Source organism: Phenylobacterium sp. (assembly GCF_016793285.1).
Classification (GTDB): Bacteria; Pseudomonadota; Alphaproteobacteria; order Caulobacterales; family Caulobacteraceae; genus Phenylobacterium.
In genome coordinates, this window is the sequence record NZ_JAEUMO010000021.1 from 1 (window position 1) to 18,811 (window position 18,811).

An 18,811-nucleotide genomic window follows, 5' to 3' on the forward strand; every position below is an offset into this window, starting at 1 on the left:
GCGGCCGGACCGGCGGCCGCGGCGCTCGCCACGCTCATGACGGTCGTGCCGGCCGCCGGCGGAGCCCATGTGGCCGCCCCAGCCATGGCGGCTGCGGTGGAAACGGTGTTCGTGAAAGTGTCTGTGCATTTGATTTAGACCTAGTTTCGATATGTCTGAAATTCAGATACATCGAAATCGCATCGGGCTGCAAGCGCTTTTTCGATACAGTCGAAATACGATCTAAAAGCGCGGGGGCGCTATGCGTCCTTCAGCACCTCGGCGAGAAGGCGGCCCTCGGCGCGGCGGTTGGAGCCCGCGCGCCAGGCGACGACGATTTCGCGGGCGGCGTGGTCGGCGGCGAGCGGCTTCACCGCGACATGAGCGGCATCGGCCAGGCCGGCGCTCACGGCCATCTGCGGCAGGAAGGTGACGCCCAGGCCCGAACCCACCATCTGGACCAGCGTCGGCAGCGAGGTGGCGGCGAACGGCTCCTCGCCGGCGCCGGCGCGCGGCGGCCCGAGCTTGCAGGCCGAGAGCGCATGCTCACGCAGGCAGTGGCCGTCCTCGAGCAGGATCAGGTTCTCGCGCTCCAGCGCCTCCGGGCTGGCCGTGGCCTCGCGCGCCAGCGGGTGGTCGGCGGGCACAGCGGCCAGGAGCTCGTCGTCGCTGACGTGGGCCCACTCCAGCCCGGCCGTGTCGAACGGCAGCGCGATCAGGGCGGCGTCGAGGCGACCCGCCTTCAACTGGGCGATCAGCCGCTGGGTCAGGTCCTCGCGCAGGAAGAGCCGCAGCTTCGGGAAGCGCTGGCGCAGCAGGGGCAGCGCGCCGGGCAGCAGGAACGGCGCGATCGTGGGGATGACACCCAGGCGGAAGCGCCCCGTCAGCGGCTGGCCGGCGTTCTTCGCCGCCTCCACCAGCTCCTCCGCCTCGTTGAGGATGACGGTGGCGCGGCGCAGCGCCTCCTCGCCTACCGGCGTCAGGATCACCCCCGTCCGCGCCCGGTCGACCACCGGCGCGCCCAGCGTGCGTTCCAGTTCCTGGATGCCGGCCGACAGCGTGGGCTGGGTGACGTGGGCCGCCTCGGCCGCCCGACCGAACGCGCCGTTCTCGGCGAGCAGCTTCAGGTACTGGAGTTGGCGGATGGTGGGCAGCAGCATCCGGACACCATAGACCGGCCCTATATCAATCTCAAAAACTATCGATTGGCGCTGTGGAGCCGGCCTCCCTATCTCCCGGTCAGCGCGACGCTCCTCCCCGGCGTCGGAAATGATTTCAAGGAGTTGTCACTTGCTGAGCGTTGGCCAGACCCTTCCCGACTTCAAGCTCGTCGGCGTGAAGCCGAAGTTCATGCGCCACGAAGAGAAGGGCGAAAGCGCCTTCGAGATCCTGACCAAGGACAGCTTCCCGGGCCAGTGGAAGGTCATCTTCTTCTATCCGAAGGACTTCACCTTCGTCTGCCCCACGGAGATCGCCGAGTTCGCCCGCCTGAACCGCGAATTCGCCGACCGTGACGCCGTCGTCCTGGGCGGTTCGACCGACAACGAGCACGCCAAGCTCGGCTGGCGCCGCGAGCATCCGGACCTGAACGAACTGGCGATCTGGAACTTCGCCGACAACGGCGGCCGCTTCGCCCGCGACCTCGGCGTCCTGAACGTCGAAGAGGGCGTCGCCCAGCGCGCCACCTTCATCGTCGACCCCGACAACGTGGTGCAGCACGTCTACGTCACAAACCTCAACGTGGGGCGCAATCCGCAGGACACCCTGCGGGTTCTGGACGCGCTCCAGACCGACGAACTCTGCCCGTGCAACCGTTCGGTTGGCGGCGAGACCCTGAAGGCGGCGTAGCACACACCCGCCACCTTCAGAGACTGTCCGGGGGCGCTCGCTCCTTCTCTCCCAGGAGCGCCTCCGGATCTTTCCCCTTCGATCTTGCTGGAGACGACCCGATGTCGCTCGAAACTCTGCGCGACGCGCTGCCCGCCTACGCCAAGGACATCAGCCTGAACCTGGGCAGCCTGGCCGCCGAGACCGTGCTCAGCGACCAGCAGAAGTGGGGCGCGTTCGTCGCCTCGGGCCACGCGGTGGGCGAACCCTCGGTGATCCGCGCGGTCGAAGCGGCCGCCAGCGACGCCGGCCTGTCGCCCGAAGCCCGGACCGCCGCCAGGTCGGCCGCGGCCATCATGGGCATGAACAACGTCTACTACCGCTCGCTCCACCTGCTCTCGAACGGCGAGTACAGGACGCTGCCGGCCCGCCTGCGCATGAACGTGCTGGCGAATCCGGGCGTCGAGAAGGCCGACTTCGAGCTGTGGTCGACGGCGGTCTCGGCGGTGAACGGATGCGGCATGTGCCTCGACGCCCACGAGGCCGAACTCAAGAAGCACGGCGTTCCCGCGCAGCAGATCCAGGCGGCGCTCCGCATCGCTGCCGTGGTCAACGCCGCCAGCCGCGTCATCGCGGCCGAGACCGCCCTGGCGGCGTAGCGGGCCGCGGCCCCAGAGGCGTCATCCCTCCAGCGCGGCCGCGAGCTTCGCCACGCCGCCGGCCATCGCCTGGGCCGGAAAGCCCGTGAAGCCGAGGAGCAGCCCGCTCCTCGGCTTTTCGTCATGGAAGAGGGCGCTGATGCCTCGGGCGGTAATGCCGCGGGCCGCGGCCTTCGCCTCGACGTCGACGTCCGGGCGGCCGTCCTTCAGGTAGGCGATCAGGTGCATGCCCTGGTCGGGGACGTCGACGTCCAGGACGTGGCCCAGCCGCCGGTCCAGCGCCTCGGCCAGGGCGTCGCGCTGGGCCCTGTAGGCGAGGCGGCGGCGGCGGATATGGGCGGCGAACTGGCCGCTTTCCATGAAGTCGAGCGTGACCGCCTGGGTCAGCGTCGGCGGCTGGCGGTCGGTGAGGCGCCGCAGGGCCGAGAACTTCGCCGCCAGCTCGCGCGGCGCCACGAGGTAGCCCAGCCGGATCCCCGGGAAGAGCGACTTGTTGAAGGTCCCGACGTAGACGACGCGCTCGCCGCCATCGAGACCCTGCAGCGCCGGCAAGGGCGCGCCCTCGTAGCGGAACTCGGCGGCGTAGTCGTCCTCGACGATCCAGGCCTTCGCCTCTCGCGCCCAGGCGACCAGCTCCAGCCGCCGCGCCATCGACATCGCCACGCCGAGCGGGAACTGGTGCGAGGGCGTGACGAACGCGGCCCTGGCCCGCGCCGCCCGGGCGACGCCGGCCTGCACGATCAGCCCATGCCGGTCGACCGGCACGGCCACGCCCCTCGCGCCGGCGGCGCGGGCTGCGTGCCAGGTGGGCTGGTAGCCGGGATCCTCCAGCCAGACCTCGTCTCCCGGTGGGAGCAGCACGCGCAGCGACAGGTCGGTGGCATGTTGCGCGCCGGAGGTCATCAGGATCTGGTCGGGCGTGCAGACCACGCCGCGGGCGGCGCGAAGGTAGTCGGCGACGGCGGCGCGCAGCTTCAGATCGCCGGCCGGCCCGGAATAGCCGAAGTGGATCGGGTCCAGGACGCGCAGGGCCCGACGCGTGGACTTCGACCATTCGTCCAGCGCGCGGGCGTCCATCAGGGTGCGACCGTTCGAGAAGGTCTGCGACGCCATCGCCAGCGGCGCGAAGCCCATGGCCGCCTGCTCGGCCTCGGCCGCGATCGCCCCGCCCTCGCCGGCGCGCGCAGGCTTCAGGTCGACCACGCCGGAAAGGTCGCCCGAGACATAGGTTCCCGAACCCTGGCGGCCTTCGGCGTAGCCTTCCGCCAGCAGCCGGTCGTAGGCCGCCACCACCGAGGCGCGGGCGACACCCAGGCGCGCGGCGAGGTCGCGGCTAGACGGCAGGCGGCCGCCGGGCTTCAGCGCGCCCTGGTGGATCGCCTCTCGGACCTGGTCGTAGACCTGCCGGATCACCGGCCCGCCGGCCTCGGGCGCCCGCCAGGGGTAGATGTCCGCCCAGCTCATCCGCCCCCCAATGGTCTGCCGCAACTGCAGCAACTGGACCTGTTTAGCAGACCACATGCGGCTTAGTCCGCCAAGCCGGAAGAAGGACGGCCGCATGAGCACAGCGCACGACGTGACGAACGGGGCCCCCGCGTTCCGCCCCACCGACCGGTCGCGGGTGCGGCGCAGACCGCAGCGGGCCGCCTACGACGAGGCCGCCGTCTACCGGATCCTCGACGCCGGCGTGATGGCCCACGTCGGCTACACGATCAACGGCCGGCCCTACGTCACGCCCACCGCCTACTGGCGCGAGGGCCGGAGGCTCTACTGGCACGGCTCGGCGATGAACCGGATGCTGGGCGCGGTGGGCGAAGGCGTGCCCGTCTGCGTGACGGTCAGCTTCCTCGACGGCTTCATCGTCGGGCGCTCGGGCATGGTGCATTCGCTCAACTACCGCTCGGTGATGGCCTTCGGCCGCGCGAAGCCGGTGGAGGGGATCGCGGCGCGGCGGGCCGCGCTCGACAACTTCATCGACCGCCTCTACGCGGGCCGGCCCGTGAAGCTGCGGCCGACCACCGACGAGGAGGTGGCCGCCACCGCCATGGTCGAGATGGAGATCGAAGAGGCCTCGGCGAAGGTGCGGGCGACCGGCGTCGCCGACCTGCCCGCCGACGCCGGCTGGACGGCCTGGGCGGGCGTCTTGCCGGTCGAGACCCGTATCGGCGCGCCCTTGCCCGAGCCCGGGATGGGCGCGGGCGGGCCGCCGACCGCCGACCTCGCGCCCTACGCCTAGGGCGCGCCGCTGGACGAGGCGCTCGCGGCGGCTGCGCGGGCGGCGTCCGTCACACCCTGATGTCCGGACGCCATGGCCCGGATAAGCCGGGTACGACGAGCTTTGGTCTACGGCTTGCCGGTCTCGACGTAGCGCTTGAGGCGCGCCCAGGCGCCCGTCAGCACGCCGTCGACGCCCGGTGCGGCCTTCAGGATGGCGTCGCGGGCGCCGCCGACGTTGTAGGTGACGGTGAGCTCCGTCCCGCCGTCCTTCGGCTTCGTCTGGAAGAGCAGCGCCGTCGAGACGCCTTCGTCCTGCAGCGGCCCGAGCGGCGCGCTGGCGCGGATCATCCCCAGGCCCGGTGACGCCAGCACGACGACGCCGTGTTGCACGCTGCCGTTCGGCGGCACGGTTTCGCACCAGCAGCCGCCGGCTTGCAGCGCGATCGAAAGGTTCCTGGCATCGCCAGAATAGGTGTGCGCCGGATCCCACCACCGGCCGATCTCGCCGATGGCCCGGTAGACCCGCTCGGGCGAGGCGCTGATCTGCACGACCGATTTCAGCCGGAAGCCATTGGCGTTGGCGCCGACGACCTCGGCGCGCGCCGCGCCCGCGAGCGACAGGGCGCTCAGCGCGCCCGCGATCCAAGCCTTCATGCCAAACCCCCGTTCAGGCCGGCTCGAAGCTTAGCGGCGCGCCCCAGAACGTCGCAACCAGGCTGTTCTGGGCGCCGGGCTCACCGGTCGTCAGGAAGCGACGAACGGCGCCGGTTCCGGTCGCGAACTCCGGGTGCCGCTCGAAATAGCGTGCGAGCGCGTCCGCGGTGGCGTCGGGCTGGCGGATCAGCGGTGTGCCGGGCGGCAGGGCCGCCTGGAAGAGATCCGCGACGATCTCATAGTGCGTGCAGCCCAGGATCGCGCGGTCGGGTGCGCGGCCGATGCGGGTGGTGAGCGCCTTGACGTGGCCCTCGACGACCCTGGCCAGCTCGTCGCGCGGCGCGTTGGCCTCGATCATCCGCGCCAGCTCGGGGCAGGGTTCGGAGAAGACGGCGACGTCCTGCCGGCGCTTGTCGATCTCGATCTCGTAGACGCGGCTCTTCGCGGTCGCCGGGGTCGAGAAGACGCCCAGGATCTCCAGCTTCTCGGCCTTCTCCTCGCGCCACTGCGCCTCGTGCTCCCAGGGCAGGCCGGTCGCCGCCTCGATGGTCGGCACCACGATGCCCAGCACGTTGATCGGCCGGCCCAGCTCCTTGCGATAGCCGGGCAGCCACGTCTGCTGCAGGCGGCGCAGGGCCACGCTGGCGGCGGTGTTGCAGGCCAGCACCACCAGATCGCAGCCCTCGTCGAACAGGCGCCTGGCCCCGGCCCTGGTCAGCTCGACGATCTCCTCGCCCGAGCGGCCGCCGTAGGGCGCGTTGGCCTGGTCGGCCAGGTAGATGAAGTCGGCCTGCGGAAACCGCTCCACCAGCCGGTGATGCACGGTCAGCCCGCCGACGCCGGAATCGAACACGCCGATGCTCATGCGCCGGTGTTAGCGAGGGTCGCGGGGCGTGTCGACGCCGGGCCCGACGGCAACGGGGCGGCCAGCCTAGGCGAAGGTGGTCGCGAGCTCCGCATACGATCGGTCGCCCGGCGCCGGGCCGAAGCGGTTCTCGCCGCGCGTGCCGGGGAGCATGCTGAAGACGAAGAGCACGAGGCCGCCGATCAGCGGGATCGCCCCGATCAGGATCCACCAGGCCGTCCGGTCGGTGTCGTGCAGCCGCCGGAACGTCAGCGACAGGTTCGGGATCAGGTTGGCGAAGACGAAGAGCAGCGACGTCGGGCCGAGCAGCCCCGGCACGCCCTCGCCGGGAAAGGCGAAGGCGTCGACCAGCCCCGCCGCCACGCCGACCAGGACGTTGAAGAGGAAGAACAGCCAGTACTCGGCCCGCGACGCCCGGCCCCGGAAGTCCCAGTAGTTGCTGTAGGCCGCGAACATGGCGCAGTCCCCCGGCTGACGTCGCCCACAGGCTCGCGCCGGGGCCTTAAGGTCGCGTTGGGCGAATGGGTTAAGACGCGCGCCGGCCCGCGACCTTGCCTCGCGCCTGCGTTTCAGCACGTATGCGCCGCGATGACCGCGGCCACCAAGCTCCTGACCACCCGCGACGGCCGGATGCTGGCGCTGGCCGGCGACCGCTTCATCACCCCCTGCCTGGAGACCTACGGCGAGCTCAGCCCGGCCGAGCGCGCCATCCTGGTGCAGATGATCAGGCCCGGCATGACGGTGGTCGAGGCGGGCGCCAACGTCGGCGCCTTCACCCTGGCGATGGCGCGGGCCTGCCACCCGGGCCCGCTCTACGCCTTCGAGCCGCAGCAGCGCGTGTTCCAGATCCTCTGCGCCAACCTGGCGATGAACGGGATCGAGAACGTGGTCGCTTCGCCCGACGCCTGCGGCCGCGCGCCCGGCCGCGCGACGATCCCGCCGCTGGACTACGCGGCGCAGAACAACTTCGGCGGCGTCTCGCTGTCGGCGGCGGATCGCCCGGGACAAAGCGTCCGCATCACGCCTCTCGACGAGCTTGCCCTGCCGGCCTGCGGCCTCGTCAAGGCGGACGTCGAGGGATTCGAGGTCGAGGTGATCGAGGGGGCCCGCGAGACCATCGCCCGCTGCCGGCCGCTGCTCTACGTCGAGAACGACCGGCGCGAGCATCGCGACACGCTGATCCGGCTGATCCATTCGCTCGGCTACCGGCTCTTCTGGCACAGGCCGGCGCTGGCCAGCCCGCAGAACTTCAACGGCGTGCAGCGGGCGATCTTCGACCGGAACTACGTGTCCACGAACATGCTCTGCATTCCCCACGAGCGCGGCACGCACACCGACCTGGAGCCTATCGATCCGGCGAACCCTCAGCCGCCGACACCGGGCCGCCCCGCGGGCGGGTAGCTCAGCGCCAGGCCTGGCCGGCCTTGATGATGTCGCGGCCCTGCGAGAGGCGGCCCACCGAGCCGCGGTCGCTGATGCACTGGGCGACCAGGCCCTGCTCGTCCTGGCCGGTGATGCGACAGGTGACGTCCTGGCCGAAGCTGGCGGCCATCAGCGCGCCGCGGGAGGCGGGCGCGGTCGAGACCTTCATCGGCGCATCCGCGAGACGCACCGGCACCCAGGCCGACGGATCGGCGCCCAGCGCCACGCACAGTCGCTCGCCGTCGAGCACCTCGAGGACGGGGCCGCGGAACTCGTCCGCGTCGGCAGGCGGTGCGCCGCCGCACGTCGCCGCCTGGGCCACGCCGCCCCCGACGCCAAAAGCGAGGGCGAGGGACAGGAGGGTCGCGGTGGTGATGGATCGCAGGATCATCTCGGGTCTCAACGCGGGTCTGGCCGGTTCGTTCGCAACTTCCGGGCCATCCCGAACACAATTGCGCAGACGGCGCCGGACCGCCCGATCCCTAGGCGAACCGGCGCCCAATTCGCGCGCGCAGAACCGCAGGGCTCAGGAAGCGAAGAGGTCCGCCTGCGCCGCGGCCCTCGCGCCCTCGATGCCGAGCAGCTTCAGCTTGGTGTTCACGCCGCCGCGGGCCGAGAAGCCGCCCGGCTTGCCGCCGGCCGCGGTGACACGGTGGCACGGCACCACGATGGGCCACGGGTTCTTGCCCAGCGCCTGACCGACGTCGCGCGCCAGCAGCCGGTCGCCCAGCTTCACCGCGATCTCGCCGTAGGTCAGCGTCTCGCCGGGCGGGATGGCGCGGGCGATCTCGTAGACGCGCGCGTGGAACTCCGGCGTCTGCGACAGGTCGAGCGGCGCGTCACTGAGATCGACCTTCTCGCCGCGCATCAGCGCGCGGATGCCCTCGACGGTGGACGCCAGACGATCGGGGATCGCGGCCTCGGTCGCGTCGGGGAACCGGCGCAGGAAACTGCGGCGCGAGTTGTCGGTATCGCGCTCGGGCAGATGGCAGGCGACGAGGCCCGCGTCGTTCCAGGCGATGCCGGCGAACCCGATTGCGGTCTCGAACAAGGCGTATTGGGTCATAACGCCAAGATAAGGCCGTTCGCCGAAAGTCGCTGGCGGCTTTCGGACATGGATCGCGTTGGCAGGGCCTTTTCTTGACCTGACAGCGTCTTTCGCCCATAAGCGCGCCCTTCCGGCGCCAACCTCGGTCAGCGCCCTCTACCGCTACGACCCCCATGGCCCCAATTCAAAGGGTCCTCTGGGACGAGAGCGGCGAGGCCCCCCGTCCACGCAATCGTGCACGGGGGTCGACTGCGTTTGGGCCTTAGGAGCGGCATTTGTTCGACGCGCTGACAGATCGGCTGACAGGGGTCTTCGACCGGCTTTCCGGCAAGGGCGTGCTGTCCGAGAAGGACGTCACCGAGGTGATGCGCGAAATCCGCGTCGCCCTGCTCGAGGCCGACGTCGCGCTGCCGGTCGTCCGCGACTTCATCGCCAAGGCGACCGAGGCCGCCACGGGCGAGGCGGTGATCCGCTCGGTGCGGCCCGCCGACCAGGTGGTGAAGATCACCTACGACGGCCTGGTCGAGATGCTGGGCGGCTCGGGCGAGCCGCAGAGCCTGAACATCTCGCTGAACCCGCCGACGGTCATCATGATGGCGGGCCTCCAGGGCTCGGGTAAGACCACCACTGCCGGCAAGCTGGCGCTGCGCCTCGTCAAGGAGCGCAAGAAGGTCCTGCTGGCCTCGCTCGACACCCGCCGCCCGGCCGCCATGGAGCAGCTCGGCATGCTGGCCGAGCAGGCGGGCGCCAACTTCCTGCCGATCGTCCAGGGCCAGGCCGCCGCCGACATCGCGCGCCGCGCCATGCAGGCGGCGAAGCTGCAGGGCTTCGACATCCTGATCCTCGACACCGCCGGCCGCACGACGATCGACGAGGCGATGATGGCCGAGGCGGCCGAGATCGCGAAGATCTCGACGCCGTCCGAGACCCTGCTGGTCGCCGATGCGCTGACCGGCCAGGACGCCGTGCGCACCGCCAAGGCCTTCCACGAGCGCCTGCCGCTGACCGGACTGGTGCTGACCCGCGCCGACGGCGACGGCCGCGGGGGCGCGGCGCTCTCGATGCGCGCCGTCACCGGCCTGCCGATCAAGTTCCTCGGCGTTTCGGAGAAGATCGACGGCCTGGACGCCTTCGACGCCGACCGCGTGGCCGGCCGCATTCTGGGACGCGGCGACGTCGTGGCGCTTGTCGAGAAGGCCGCCCAGGAGCTCGACATCGCCAAGGCGGAAGCCACGGCCAAGAAGCTCGCCAAGGGCCAGTTCGACCTCGACATGATGGCCGACCAGCTCGCCCAGATGAAGCGCATGGGCGGCATGGAGGGCATGATGGGCCTGCTGCCCGGCGTGGCGAAGATGAAGAAGCAGATCGCCGAGAGCGGCCTGAACGACAAGAGCTTCGACCGCCAGATGGCGATCATCTCGTCGATGACGAAGCAGGAACGGAAGAAGCCCGACATCCTGGCCGCCTCGCGCAAGCGCCGCATCGCCGCGGGCTCGGGCGTCGACGTGGCCGAGGTGAACCGGCTCCTGAAGCAGCACCGCCAGATGGCCGACGCCTTCAAGGCGCTGAGCAAGAACGGCGGCAAGGGCTTCGGCCAGATGGCCAGGATGCTGGGCGGCGGGAATCTCGACATGGGCAAGATCGCCCAGATGACGGGGCAGCCCGCGCCCACCCCCGAACAGCTCGAACAGATGCAGGCCCAGCTCAAGAACATGCCGGGCGGCCTGCCGAAACTTCCCGGATTGGGCGGCGGCGGCCTCCCTCCCGGTTTCAACCCCTTCAAGAAATAGCTTTCAGACCAAGGACTAAGACCAATGCTGAAGATCCGTCTCGCCCGTGGCGGCGCCAAGAAGCGCCCCTACTACTCGATCGTCGTCGCCGACAGCCACTCGCCCCGCGACGGCCGTTTCATCGAGAAGGTGGGCAGCTACAACCCGCTGCTGAAGAAGGACGACCCGAACCGCGTCGTCCTGAACCAGGAGCGCATCGGCGAATGGCTCGCGAAGGGCGCCCAGCCGACCGACCGCGTGGCCCGTGAACTGGGCAAGCTCGGCGTCGTGAAGTGGGAAGCCGGCAACAACCCGAACAAGGGCCAGCCGGGCACGAAGGCCAAGGAACGTGCGGAAGAGCGCGCCCAGCGCGAAGCCGACCGCGCCGCGGCCGCCGAGGAAGCCAAGAACAACCCGCCGCCGGTGGAAGAGCCCGCCGCTGAAGAAGCCGCTCCGGTCGAAGCCGCTGCCGAAGAAGCCCCGGCCGTTGAAGCCGCGGCCGAGGAAGCCCCGGCCGCCGAAGCTGCTGCTGAAGAGGCCCCGGCTGCTGAGGAAGCTCCGGCCGCCGAAGGCGAAGAGCAGGCCTAAGCCTGCCGGATGGGATCTGATCTCATCCAGGTGGGTCGCGTCGCGGGCGCCTTCGGGGTCCGCGGCGAGGTCCGCATCACCAGCTTCACGGCCGAGCCTGCGGCCCTGCTGGAGTACAAGGATCTGAAGCGTGAGGACGGCTCGGTCGGCCTCACGCTCCTGTCCGGCCGCCCCGCCAAGGGCGGCGTCGTCGCGCGCGCCCGCGAGATCGAGACGCGCGAGCAGGCCGAGGCGCTCCGCGGCCTCAAGCTCTTCATCGACCGCGCGGCGTTGCCCGAGCCCGACGAGGACGAATTCTACGTCACCGACCTGATCGGCCTTTCGGTCGAGACCGCCGACGGCGCAGCGCTCGGGACCGTGAAAGCGGTGCAGGACTTCGGCGCCGGCGACCTGCTGGAGATCGTCCCGCCCGAGGGCGGGGCCACGTGGTATCTCCCCTTCACGCGCGAGGCCGTGCCCGAGGTGCGGATCGCGGAGCGCAAGGTCGTGGGCGTCCGGCCGCCCGAGATCGAGTAAGACGAGATCGAATAGGGAGTTCGCCATGCCGCTGAAGCTGGAGCCCGGGACGCGGCTGGTCGTCGCCACGCATAATCCGGGCAAGGCGCGCGAGCTGGCTGAGATCCTGGAGGACCGCTTCGAGCTGGTGGCTGCGGGCGAGCTGGGCCTCCCCGAACCCGACGAGACCGAGCAGACCTTCGTGGGCAACGCGCTGCTGAAGGCGCGCGCCGCGGCCGACGCGTCGGGCCTGATCGCGCTCGCCGACGACTCGGGGCTGTCGGTGAGGGCGCTGGACGGCGCGCCGGGCATCTATTCGGCGCGCTGGGCGGGGCCTTCGAAGGACTTCGCCCTGGCGATGCGGAAGGTCGAGGAGCGGCTGGAGGAAGTGGGCGGCGACGACGCCTCGGCGTGGTTCACCTCGGCGCTGGCAGTGGCCTGGCCGAACGGTCCGGCGGTGGTCGTGGAGGGCCGCGTCGACGGGACGCTCACCTTCCCGCCGCGCGGCGACAAGGGCTTCGGCTACGACCCCATCTTCATTCCCCAGGGCTTCGACCTGACCTTCGGCGAGATGGAGCCCGCGGCGAAGGACGCCATGAGCCACCGGGCGCGGGCCTTCGGGAAGCTGAAAGCCGCGCTGCTTTGACCGAACCCTCGCCGCTGGGGGTCTACGTCCACTGGCCCTATTGCGCGCGCATCTGTCCCTACTGCGACTTCAACGTCTTCAGGGCGAAGGGCCGCGAAGGCGAGGCAACCGGGCTGGCGCGCGCCATCGTCGCCGACCTCTCGGCGCAGCGTGAACTCAGCGGGGCGCGCGAACTGGTCTCGGTGTTCTTCGGCGGCGGCACGCCCTCGCTGATGGAGCCGGCGGCGGTCGGCGAGATCGTCGCCGCGGCGCGGCGCCTGTGGACCCCGCGCGACGACCTGGAGGTCAGCCTGGAGGCCAACCCGACCGACGCCGAAGCCGACCGGTTCGCGGCGCTGGCCGACGCGGGCGTGAACCGCCTGTCGCTGGGCCTCCAGTCGCTGGACGACGCGGCGCTGCGGTTCCTGGGCCGTAATCACGACGCGGCCGAGGGTCTGCGCGCGGCAGAGGCGGCGGCGAAAGCGTTCCCGCGCCTGTCGGTCGACCTGATCTACGCCCTGCCCGACCAGACGCCGGGCGCTTGGCGCGCCGAGCTGGAGGCCGCCGTCGCGCTCGGCGCGGAGCACGTCTCGCCCTATCAGCTCACCATCGAGGAGGGCACCGCGTTCGCCCGCGCGGTGCGCCGGGGCCGCTTCGCGCCGCCGGACGACGAGGCGGGCGCCGACCTGTACGACACCACCCAGGCCGTGCTGGAGCAGCACGGCTTCCACGCCTACGAGGTCTCGAACCATGCGAGGGGCGAGGGGGCGCGGTCGCGGCACAACCTCGTCTACTGGCGGGGCTGGGACTACGTCGGTGTCGGCCCCGGCGCGCACGGCCGCGTCACTCTCGGCGGCGCCCGCGAGGCGACGGAAGCGGCGGACCGGCCGGCAGACTATATCCGCCGGGTCGGCGAGACCGGCGTGGGCTTCGCCAGCCGCGAGACCCTCACGCCCGCCGAGGCCGCGGCGGAGCGCCTGCTGAGCGGCCTGCGCATCGCCGACGGCGTGCCGTTCGCCGACCTCGCCGCGCTCGGGCTGGAGCCCGGCCATGCCACTGTGCAGCATCTCGTCGAACTAGGCCTCGTCACCGCCGACGCCGGGCGCCTGCAGGCGACGCCGGACGGGCGGCGCGTCCTCGACCGCGTGACGGCGGAACTGGCGCTGGCGAACGGCTGAGCGTCACGGCCGGCGCCCGCGCAGCGGCGCCATCCTTTGGGTGGGCCATGAAGGAGGCGGAAGGACGCGGAAGGAGTCCGGCGCTCTTCCACCCTGGGCTCTCTTGCCTTTGTGGGCCGGAGCGGCGAACCCTCGGCCATGGCCCGCGCCCTTCCGCCTCCGCAGCTCGACGATGCGCCGCTGGCGCCGGGGCTCTACGTCGTGGCGACGCCGATCGGGAACCTGCGCGACATCACGCTGCGCGCGCTCGACGTGCTCGGCCAGGCCGACCTGGTGCTGGCCGAGGACACGCGGGTGACGGCCAGGCTGCTGCAGGCGTTCGGCCTTTCGGCGAAGCTCGAGCGCCACGACGAGCACGCCGCCGAACGGGCGCGGCCCAAGGCCATGGCGCTGCTGGCCGACGGCGGCCGGGTGGCGCTCGTGAGCGACGCGGGCACGCCGCTGATCTCGGATCCCGGCTACCGGCTGGTGCGCGAGGCCGCCGCCGCCGGCCATGCGGTCCACCCGATCCCCGGCGCCTCGGCGCTGCTGGCGGGCCTGTCGGCGGCTGGGCTACCGACCGACCGCTTCCTGTTCGTGGGCTTTCCGCCGCCGAAATCGGCGGCCCGCCGCACCTTCCTGGCGGAGTTCGCCGGCGTGCGCGCCACGCTCGTGTTCTTCGAGGGCGGTTCGCGGCTGGCGGAGAGCCTGGCCGACATGGCCGCGGTCCTCGGCGACCGCGAGGCCGTCGTCGCGCGCGAGATCACCAAGCTCTACGAGACCTTCTACCGCGGCCCGCTGCCCGAACTGGCGGCCGACCCGAAGCTGGACGCCCCCAGGGGCGAGATCGTGATCCTGGTGGCGCCGGGCCGCGAGGTGGAGGCCACCGCCGCCGATGCGGACGCCGCCCTGGCCGACGCGCTTACCCGCCTCAAGCCTGCCGATGCCGCCGCCGAGGTGGCCAAGGCGCTCGGCCTCCCTCGCCGCGAACTCTACCGCCGGGCCATGGAGCTGAAGCGGTGAACGACCGCGCCGCGCGCGGGGCGGCGGCCCGGCTTTCGGGACGGCGCGCCGAGGTCTGGGCGGCGGCGTGGCTGATGGCGAAGGGGTATCGCATCCTGGGTTTCCGCCTGAAGACCCCGATCGCCGAGATCGACCTCCTGGCGCACCGCGGCGACACGCTGGCCGTCGTCGAGGTCAAGAGCCGCACCAGTCTCGAGGCTGCGCTCGAGACGGTGACCTTCGACCAGCGCGACCGGCTGCGGCGCGCCGGGAGCCACCTGGCCGCGAACCGGCCGGGCCTGAAGGGGTGCGGCGTGCGCCTGGACCTCGTGGCCTTGGCGCCCGGGCGACTTCCTAGGCATATACCCGACGCGTGGAAGGGCGGCTGACGTCGCAGCCGCTACGGGAGATGGACCGCGAAGAGGCCGAGACCATCCTGTCCGAGGCGGGGGGCGCCGCGGACACGGAGTTTCCGCTGCTGGAGGCGGCGATCGCGTGCGCGGTCCACGAGGACCCCGCGCGCGATCCCGCCGCCGCGCGCGAACTCGCCCGCCGCGGCGTGGAGCGCCTGAGCGAGCGGCTGAAGCGCGAGAGTCCGGAGGAGGCCATCGCCGAGACCATGGCCGGCGACCTGGGCCTCGGCGGCGACCTGTTCACCCTGGACGACCCCGACAACGCCGACATCCTGTCGGTGGCGACCCGGCGGCGCGGCCTGGCGGTGACCATCGGGCTCTTCTACCTGCACGCGGCGAGGAAGTGCGGCCTGACGGTGCAGGGCGTCGACTTCCCGGGCCACTTCCTGCTGCGGATCGAGACGGAGGAAGGACCGCTGGCCCTGGATCCCTTCTCCGAGGGGCGCGTCGTGCTGCCGTCCGAACTGACGCGCCGCGCGCTGCACGCGGGCCTCACGCCCAACGTCGCCGACCGGCTCGACCGCCTGATGGCGCCGGTCAGCGACCGCGCCGTGCTGCTGCGCCTGCAGAACGTCTGCTACGCCACCGCCAGCAACGCCGGCGACTACGCGCGCGCCGAGCGCGCCGCGCTCCGGCGTGCGCTCCTCGACCCACCGGACCACCGCCCCTGGCTCGACGTCGCGGCGGCCCGCGAAGGGCAGGGCGCGCTGGCCGGAGCCCTTGAGGCGTTGCAGAAGGCCACCGCGCTGGACGGCGGCGCGGCGCTTGCGGCCCGGGCGGCGCGCGAGCGGGTGAGGCTGCGGCTCAATTGAGCGAGGCCTCCACCAACGAGGTCATGCGGATGATCTTCTTCGACGCCCCGCCGGTCGGATGGACCACGGTCTTCGGCTGGAGCAGCGCCGGGCGCCAGACGCTGCCGAACCAGTGGGTCGGAAGCATCGTGAGCGTGAGGGACCGCCTCAACGCCGCGCGTGAACGCTGGCGGTAGCGGCGGCGAGGCCCTACATCGGCTGAGCTTCAGGTCGGAAGGACGCCCGTATGCCGCTCAAGGTCGCCGTGCAGATGGACCCCATCGAGGGGATCAACATCGAGGGCGACACCACCTTCCTGATGATGGAGACGGCGCAGGCGCGGGGGCACTCGCTGTTCGTCTACCTCACCGACTCCCTCGCGCTGGAGGAGGGTCGCGTCTTCGCCCGCGGGCGCGACGTCAGCGTCGACCGGGTGAAAGGCGACCACTTCAGGGCCGGGCCGGTGCGGCGCGTGGAGCTGACCGAGTTCGACGTCGCGCTGATGCGCCAGGATCCGCCGTTCGACATGCACTACATCGACGCGACCTTCTTCCTGGAGGCGGTGCATCCCAGGGTGCTGGTGGTCAACAACCCGCGCGAGGTGCGCAGCGCGCCCGAGAAGCTGTTCGTCACCAAGTTCCCGCAGTTGCAGCCGCCGACGCTGATCACCAACGACCGCGAGGCGATCCGCGCGTTCCGCGAGAAGCACGGCGACATCGTCCTGAAGCCGCTGAACGGCAAGGGCGGCTCGGGCGTGACGCGGCACCTCAAGGACGACCCGAACCTGTCGGCGCTGCTGGAGATCCACGCGGAGCTCGGTCGCGAGCCGGTGATCGTGCAGAAGTTCCTGCCCTCGGTGACCAAGGGCGACAAGCGCATCCTGCTGGTCGACGGTGAGCCCGTGGGCGCGATCAACCGCGTGCCGGCCAAGGGGCAGATCCGCTCGAACCTCGCGGTCGGCGGCAAGGCCGAGCCGGTCGAGCTGTCCGCGCGCGACAAGGAGATCTGCGCCGCCATCGGGCCCGAGCTGAGGGCGCGCGGCCTCATCTTCGTCGGCATCGACGTGATCGGCGACCACCTGACCGAGATCAACGTGACCTCGCCGACCGGCGCCGTGGCGCTGAAGCAGTTCAGCGGAATCGACGCGACCGAGGCGATGTGGGAGCGTGTCGAGGCGATACGGGCGGTGTCTTAGTTCCGTCTCACAGGAGACGTCCGGAAGTTACGGAATCGTCTCACTTTCCCTCTAAGTTCCCAATTTGTTCTTGATCTGAGCCAGGCGACATGCTTGGTTGTGGATAACTTTTGGCCGACCACAATGGGTTGATCGGGGGGTGAGCACGATGGCCGCAAGCGTCGTGACGTTGGCGTTCAACGGCGTGGATGCGGTGCGCGTGGACGTCCAGGTCCAGTTCACCGGCGGCGAGGCCAAGTTCTTCATCGTCGGGATGGGCGACAAGGCCGTGCAGGAGAGCCGCGAGCGTGTTCGCGGCGCCTTCATCGGCATGGGCCTGGCCCTGCCGTCGCGGCGGATCATCGCCAACCTCGCGCCCGCCGACCTGCCCAAGGTGGGCAGCCACTACGACCTGCCGATCGCGCTGGCGATCATGGCGGGCATGGGGATCATCCCGCCCGACACGCTGGAGGGCTGGGCGGCCATCGGCGAACTGGCGCTCGACGGCCGGATCCTGCCTGTGGCCGGCGCCCTGCCGGCGGCGGTCGCGGCCGGCAGCCTGGGGCTGGGTCTGATCTGCCCCGACGCGTGCGGGCCCGAGGCGGCCTGGGCGGGCGGGACGCGGATCGTGGCGGCGCCGTCGCTGATCGCGCTCGTGAACCACTTCCGCGGCACGCAGGTGCTGTCGCCGCCAAAACCCGGCGACATGCTGGACGCGGAGCGCGCGCCCGACCTGCGCGACGTGAAGGGCCAGGAGAACGCCAAGCGCGCGCTGGAGATCGCCGCGGCCGGCGGCCACAATCTCAGCTTCATCGGCCCGCCCGGGTCCGGCAAGTCGATGATGGCCGCGCGCCTGCCGGGTCTGCTCCCGCCGCTGACGCCCGGCGAACTGCTCGAGACCTCGATGATCCACTCGATCGCGGGGCTGATCGCGCGAGGGCAACTGTCGCGCAACCGCCCGTTCCGCAATCCGCACCACTCCGCCAGCATGGCGGCGCTGACCGGCGGCGGGCTGAAGGCCAAGCCGGGCGAGGTGAGCCTGGCGCACAACGGCGTGCTCTTCCTCGACGAACTGCCGGAGTTCAGCGCGCAGGCGCTGGATTCGCTGCGCCAGCCGCTGGAGACCGGCGAAGTCGTCGTGGCGCGCGCCAACGCCCACGTCCGCTATCCGGCGCGCTTCCAGTTGGTGGCGGCGATGAACCCCTGCCGCTGCGGTCTGGGCGGCGCCGGCCGCGGCGCCTGCGGGCGCGCGCCGCGCTGCCAGAGCGACTATCAGGGCCGCATCTCGGGCCCACTGATGGACCGCATCGATCTGCAGGTGGAGGTCCCGCCGGTCACCGCCGCTGACCTGGCGCTGCCCGCGCCGGCCGAGGGGACGGCCGAGGCGGCGGCCCGCGTGCTGGCCGCACGGGCGCAGATGGCCGACCGGGCCGGCACGACGTCCGACACGCCACGCCTGAACGCACAGGCCGAGGGCGACTTCCTGGAGACCATCTGCGACCTCGACCCGCCGGCCCGTGCGCTGCTGGCCCGCGCCGCCGAGGCCGGCGGTCTGTCGGCCCGCGGCTGGACCCGGACGCTGCGGCTCGCGCGCACCATCGCCGACCTGGAAGGCGCGGGCCCGGTGCGCCGCGTTCACGTCGCCGAGGCGCTGATCTACCGTCGCGTTGCGCCGGGCGGATCGATGGCCGGCATCGCCTCGATCTCGGCGTAGCGCCGCGGCGCCGACAGCGAGGCGTAGATGATCGTGAAAAGGATCAGGTAGCTCCAGATGATCTGGGCGGTGATGTAGGCCCAGGCGCTGATGCCCGTGTCGAGCGTCTTGGCGCCGTGGGTGACGACCTGGAGGAGACCGAATCCGGCCGCGAACAGGGGCCAGTAGCGTCGCGTCTTCATCGACAGCCAGACGAAGACGACGAACTGCACCGTATCGACCGCGAAGATGCCCCACTGTGTGTCGCGGCTCCCGGTCCGATAGACGACCATGGTGACCGCCCAGGCGGCCAGCATCGTGAAGGCGCCGAGGCGCTCTTCCTCGCGACCGCGCCACAGCGCGGCGAGGCCGGCGCCGATCACGACGGTCGGATAGGTCCACAGAGGAAGCTGGAAGGCGGACAAAGAACGGC

The 18,811-nt window shown here is 71.3% G+C and carries 23 protein-coding genes; 15 read left to right on the plus strand and 8 right to left on the minus strand.

Annotation, left to right across the window (positions count from 1 at the left end):
* Positions 1-239: 239 nt before the first annotated feature.
* Positions 240-1,139 (minus strand): hydrogen peroxide-inducible genes activator, encoded by a 900-nt coding sequence (locus JNL41_RS02490; RefSeq protein ID WP_293472690.1) that lies wholly within the window; start codon positions 1,137-1,139, stop codon positions 240-242.
* Between the two features lie 130 nt (positions 1,140-1,269).
* Here JNL41_RS02490 and JNL41_RS02495 point away from each other — a divergent pair, with 130 nt between their 5' ends.
* A complete protein-coding gene (locus JNL41_RS02495; protein ID WP_293472691.1) occupies positions 1,270-1,827 on the plus strand; it encodes a peroxiredoxin in 558 nt (185 codons plus the stop codon).
* Positions 1,828-1,928: 101 nt separating this feature from the next.
* Complete coding sequence (locus JNL41_RS02500; protein ID WP_293472692.1) at positions 1,929-2,465, plus strand: carboxymuconolactone decarboxylase family protein; 537 nt, start codon at positions 1,929-1,931, stop codon at positions 2,463-2,465.
* A 21-nt stretch (positions 2,466-2,486) separates the two neighbouring features.
* Here the strand turns inward: JNL41_RS02500 and JNL41_RS02505 are convergent, their stop codons facing one another.
* Positions 2,487-3,986 carry a PLP-dependent aminotransferase family protein gene (locus tag JNL41_RS02505; protein WP_293472693.1) on the minus strand — a complete coding sequence of 500 codons (1,500 nt, stop codon included), beginning with the start codon at positions 3,984-3,986 and terminating at the stop codon, positions 2,487-2,489.
* 37 nt (positions 3,987-4,023) lie between these two features.
* Here JNL41_RS02505 and JNL41_RS02510 point away from each other — a divergent pair, with 37 nt between their 5' ends.
* Complete coding sequence (locus JNL41_RS02510) at positions 4,024-4,701, plus strand: pyridoxamine 5'-phosphate oxidase family protein (RefSeq protein WP_293472694.1); 678 nt, start codon at positions 4,024-4,026, stop codon at positions 4,699-4,701.
* Positions 4,702-4,808: 107 nt separating this feature from the next.
* On the opposite strand, the gene JNL41_RS02515 is transcribed toward JNL41_RS02510, so the two are convergent.
* The 3 genes from JNL41_RS02515 to JNL41_RS02525 all read right to left on the minus strand — a co-directional run bounded on the left by JNL41_RS02515 (position 4,809) and on the right by JNL41_RS02525 (position 6,657).
* Positions 4,809-5,336, minus strand: a complete 528-nt coding sequence (locus JNL41_RS02515) for an SRPBCC domain-containing protein (protein ID WP_293472695.1) — start codon at positions 5,334-5,336, stop codon at positions 4,809-4,811.
* A 13-nt stretch (positions 5,337-5,349) separates the two neighbouring features.
* Positions 5,350-6,201 carry an aspartate/glutamate racemase family protein gene (locus tag JNL41_RS02520; RefSeq protein ID WP_293472696.1) on the minus strand — a complete coding sequence of 284 codons (852 nt, stop codon included), beginning with the start codon at positions 6,199-6,201 and terminating at the stop codon, positions 5,350-5,352.
* Positions 6,202-6,267: 66 nt separating this feature from the next.
* Positions 6,268-6,657, minus strand: coding sequence for a DUF805 domain-containing protein (locus JNL41_RS02525; protein ID WP_293472697.1), 390 nt, complete (start codon positions 6,655-6,657; stop codon positions 6,268-6,270).
* A 132-nt stretch (positions 6,658-6,789) separates the two neighbouring features.
* Here JNL41_RS02525 and JNL41_RS02530 point away from each other — a divergent pair, with 132 nt between their 5' ends.
* The gene (locus tag JNL41_RS02530) at positions 6,790-7,602 is read left to right on the plus strand and encodes an FkbM family methyltransferase (RefSeq protein ID WP_293472698.1); all 813 of its coding nucleotides are present in this window, start codon (positions 6,790-6,792) and stop codon (positions 7,600-7,602) included.
* A gap of 1 nt (position 7,603) precedes the next feature.
* Here the strand turns inward: JNL41_RS02530 and JNL41_RS02535 are convergent, their stop codons facing one another.
* The gene (locus JNL41_RS02535) at positions 7,604-8,014 is read right to left on the minus strand and encodes a hypothetical protein (protein ID WP_293472699.1); all 411 of its coding nucleotides are present in this window, start codon (positions 8,012-8,014) and stop codon (positions 7,604-7,606) included.
* A 135-nt stretch (positions 8,015-8,149) separates the two neighbouring features.
* Entirely contained in the window at positions 8,150-8,674 is a 525-nt protein-coding gene (locus tag JNL41_RS02540; protein WP_365697763.1) for a methylated-DNA--[protein]-cysteine S-methyltransferase, read from the minus strand.
* A gap of 272 nt (positions 8,675-8,946) precedes the next feature.
* On the opposite strand from JNL41_RS02540, the gene ffh reads away from it, so the two are divergent.
* The 11 genes from ffh to JNL41_RS02595 all read left to right on the plus strand — a co-directional run bounded on the left by ffh (position 8,947) and on the right by JNL41_RS02595 (position 18,399).
* Positions 8,947-10,461, plus strand: coding sequence for a signal recognition particle protein (ffh, locus tag JNL41_RS02545; protein ID WP_293472701.1), 1,515 nt, complete (start codon positions 8,947-8,949; stop codon positions 10,459-10,461).
* Positions 10,462-10,485: 24 nt separating this feature from the next.
* Entirely contained in the window at positions 10,486-11,028 is a 543-nt protein-coding gene (rpsP, locus tag JNL41_RS02550) for a 30S ribosomal protein S16 (RefSeq protein WP_293472702.1), read from the plus strand.
* Positions 11,029-11,037: 9 nt separating this feature from the next.
* Positions 11,038-11,544 carry a ribosome maturation factor RimM gene (gene rimM / locus JNL41_RS02555; RefSeq protein WP_293472703.1) on the plus strand — a complete coding sequence of 169 codons (507 nt, stop codon included), beginning with the start codon at positions 11,038-11,040 and terminating at the stop codon, positions 11,542-11,544.
* A gap of 25 nt (positions 11,545-11,569) precedes the next feature.
* Positions 11,570-12,169, plus strand: coding sequence for an RdgB/HAM1 family non-canonical purine NTP pyrophosphatase (gene rdgB, locus JNL41_RS02560; protein WP_293472704.1), 600 nt, complete (start codon positions 11,570-11,572; stop codon positions 12,167-12,169).
* Complete coding sequence (hemW, locus tag JNL41_RS02565; RefSeq protein WP_293472705.1) at positions 12,166-13,326, plus strand: radical SAM family heme chaperone HemW; 1,161 nt, start codon at positions 12,166-12,168, stop codon at positions 13,324-13,326. The genes rdgB and hemW overlap by 4 nt, the downstream gene beginning before the upstream one ends.
* A gap of 138 nt (positions 13,327-13,464) precedes the next feature.
* A complete protein-coding gene (gene rsmI / locus JNL41_RS02570; protein ID WP_293472706.1) occupies positions 13,465-14,328 on the plus strand; it encodes a 16S rRNA (cytidine(1402)-2'-O)-methyltransferase in 864 nt (287 codons plus the stop codon).
* On the plus strand, positions 14,325-14,696 hold the full coding sequence (locus JNL41_RS02575; protein ID WP_293472707.1) for a YraN family protein: 372 nt from the start codon (positions 14,325-14,327) through the stop codon (positions 14,694-14,696). The genes rsmI and JNL41_RS02575 overlap by 4 nt, the downstream gene beginning before the upstream one ends.
* A gap of 20 nt (positions 14,697-14,716) precedes the next feature.
* On the plus strand, positions 14,717-15,532 hold the full coding sequence (locus JNL41_RS02580) for a transglutaminase family protein (RefSeq protein WP_293472708.1): 816 nt from the start codon (positions 14,717-14,719) through the stop codon (positions 15,530-15,532).
* The gene (locus tag JNL41_RS02585; RefSeq protein ID WP_293472709.1) at positions 15,529-15,708 is read left to right on the plus strand and encodes a hypothetical protein; all 180 of its coding nucleotides are present in this window, start codon (positions 15,529-15,531) and stop codon (positions 15,706-15,708) included. The genes JNL41_RS02580 and JNL41_RS02585 overlap by 4 nt, the downstream gene beginning before the upstream one ends.
* Before the next feature lie 50 nt (positions 15,709-15,758).
* Complete coding sequence (gene gshB, locus JNL41_RS02590) at positions 15,759-16,706, plus strand: glutathione synthase (RefSeq protein WP_293472710.1); 948 nt, start codon at positions 15,759-15,761, stop codon at positions 16,704-16,706.
* Positions 16,707-16,854: 148 nt separating this feature from the next.
* Positions 16,855-18,399, plus strand: a complete 1,545-nt coding sequence (locus tag JNL41_RS02595) for a YifB family Mg chelatase-like AAA ATPase (RefSeq protein ID WP_293472711.1) — start codon at positions 16,855-16,857, stop codon at positions 18,397-18,399.
* On the opposite strand, the gene JNL41_RS02600 is transcribed toward JNL41_RS02595, so the two are convergent.
* Positions 18,342-18,803, minus strand: a complete 462-nt coding sequence (locus JNL41_RS02600) for a hypothetical protein (protein ID WP_293472712.1) — start codon at positions 18,801-18,803, stop codon at positions 18,342-18,344. The two genes, JNL41_RS02595 and JNL41_RS02600, sit on opposite strands and share 58 nt — an antisense overlap.
* Positions 18,804-18,811: the final 8 nt, after the last annotated feature.